The following is a 1,796-nucleotide window of genomic DNA, read 5'->3' on the forward strand; positions in this document are numbered from 1 at the left end:
CGCCCCCGGCGCGACGGCCACGACCGCGAACCCGGCCGCGGCCACCAGCGCCCCCACGCGTACGACCGCCACGGCCCCGAACCGCCGCACCCCGAGGTCCCCGAGGGCCCGCCCGAGCAGCGTGGTCACCATGTAGACGTTGTACGGGACCGTCGCCAGTTGCTCGGAGCTCCCCAGCACGTCTTGGAGGTACTTGGCACTCCAGTTGGACACGGTCGAGTCCCCGATGTACGCGAACGTCATCACCAGACACAGCGGCAACAGCGCCTTGAAGACGACACCCTGGCCCCGCCCGCCCTCACCCGTCTCGGAGACGGCCCCACGCTCGGCCTCGGCCTCGTCCCCCTTCCCGTCGACGTACCACCGGCTCCCCACCACCACGGCCGGCAGCAACACCAGCACCACCGGCAGATACGACACCCACAGCGCGAGATGCCAGTGCGCCCCGACCCACGCCAGCGAAGCCCCAAGGATCCCGCCCAGGCTGTACACCGCGTGGAAACTGAGCATGATGCTCCGCCCGTACGCCCGTTGCAGGCTCACCCCGAGCATGTTCATCGAGGCGTCCAGGGCGCCCACGGCGAGCCCGAACAGCGCGAGCGCGAAACCCAGCACCGCCAGTCGGTCCCCCGCCCCCACGCCGAGGAGTGCGAGCAGTACGACCGGCTGGGACCAGCGCAGCAGCCGACTGGGCGGTATCCGCTTCACCAGCCGCTCGGTCGCCACGCTCCCGACCCCGGCGAGGATCGGCACGGCGGCGAGGAAGACGGGCAGCAACGCGTCGGAGACCCCGTACCGGTTCTGGATGGCGGGGATCCGTGTCACGAGCAGCGCGAAGGCGACGCCCTGGGCAAAAAAGCTCAACGCCAACGAGGCCCTACCGCGCCGCAGCACTTCTGTCATGGCCGCGAGCGTAAGGCCCCGGCGTACTCGTGGGTAGATCCAGCCAAAGATGAATTCAGTTCAGCTTTGCCGACCGGCTCACCTCAGCAGGTCGGCCAACTCCCCCATGCCCGCGAAGAGTCCGCTCGCACCGGCCAGCTTCGCGGGCGGCGTCATCGCGGTGAATCCGTACACGTCCATCCCGGCCGCCACGGCCGCCCGCACCCCTAGCGGACTGTCCTCGACGACGACGCACCTCTGCGGCGCGACCCCCATCCGCTCAGCCGCGTGCAGAAAGAGGTCCGGTGCAGGCTTCCCCTTGCCCACGTCCTGCGCACTGAAGATCCGCGCGTCCTCGAACCACCGGTCGAGCCCGGTCGCGCGATGCCCCACCCGTATCCGCTCATGGCTCCCGGAGGAGGCGACACAGTACGGCACTCCGTCCGCGGTGAGCTTTTCCAGCACGTCGTTCACCCCCGGCACGGGCCGCAGCTCCCGCTCGAACGCGGCGAACACCCGGGAGTGGAAAACATCGTCGAAGTCCGCCGGCAACCGCTCCCCGCTCCGCTCCAGCACCAGGTCGTGAATGCGATGCATGGCGGACCCCATGTAGTCCCGGATCGAGTCCTCGTACGACGTCGGATGCCCGAGTTCGGTGAGATAGGCGGCCAGTAGCCGATTGGAGATCGACTCACTGTCGACGAGCACACCGTCATTGTCGAAGACGACCAGGTCATAGCGCATGAACCGATCCTAGAACCTGAAAGTACCGGTAAACGCAGAAAACCCCCGTGCCATGGGCACGGGGGTTTTCTCTAAAGATTGTTCGGCGGCGTCCTACTCTCCCACAGGGTCCCCCCTGCAGTACCATCGGCGCGGTGAGGCTTAGCTTCCGGGTTCGGAATGTAACCGGG

Annotated in this window: 2 protein-coding genes and 1 rRNA gene; all 3 read right to left on the reverse strand. The window is 67.9% G+C overall.

The annotated features are described in order from the left end of the window. Window positions 1-903 (reverse strand): MFS transporter (locus P1P75_RS41370; RefSeq protein ID WP_319265174.1); only part of this gene is annotated, 903 nt, incomplete at its 3' end. Between the two features lie 78 nt (window positions 904-981). Continuing rightward, window positions 982-1,626 (reverse strand): HAD family hydrolase, encoded by a 645-nt coding sequence (locus tag P1P75_RS41375; protein ID WP_319265176.1) that lies wholly within the window; start codon window positions 1,624-1,626, stop codon window positions 982-984. An 80-nt stretch (window positions 1,627-1,706) separates the two neighbouring features. Continuing rightward, a 5S ribosomal RNA gene (gene rrf, locus P1P75_RS41380) occupies window positions 1,707-1,796 on the reverse strand; the annotation flags it as partial.

Origin of the sequence: Streptomyces sp. ID05-39B (genome assembly GCF_033794725.1) — a bacterium.
Lineage (GTDB): Bacteria > Actinomycetota > Actinomycetes > Streptomycetales > Streptomycetaceae > Streptomyces > Streptomyces bobili.

Excerpts from the sequence above, each read along its gene's own strand:
- P1P75_RS41375 (WP_319265176.1), bottom strand. The coding sequence starts at position 1,626 with ATGCGCTATGACCTGGTCGTCTTCGACAATGACGGTGTGCTCGTCGAC.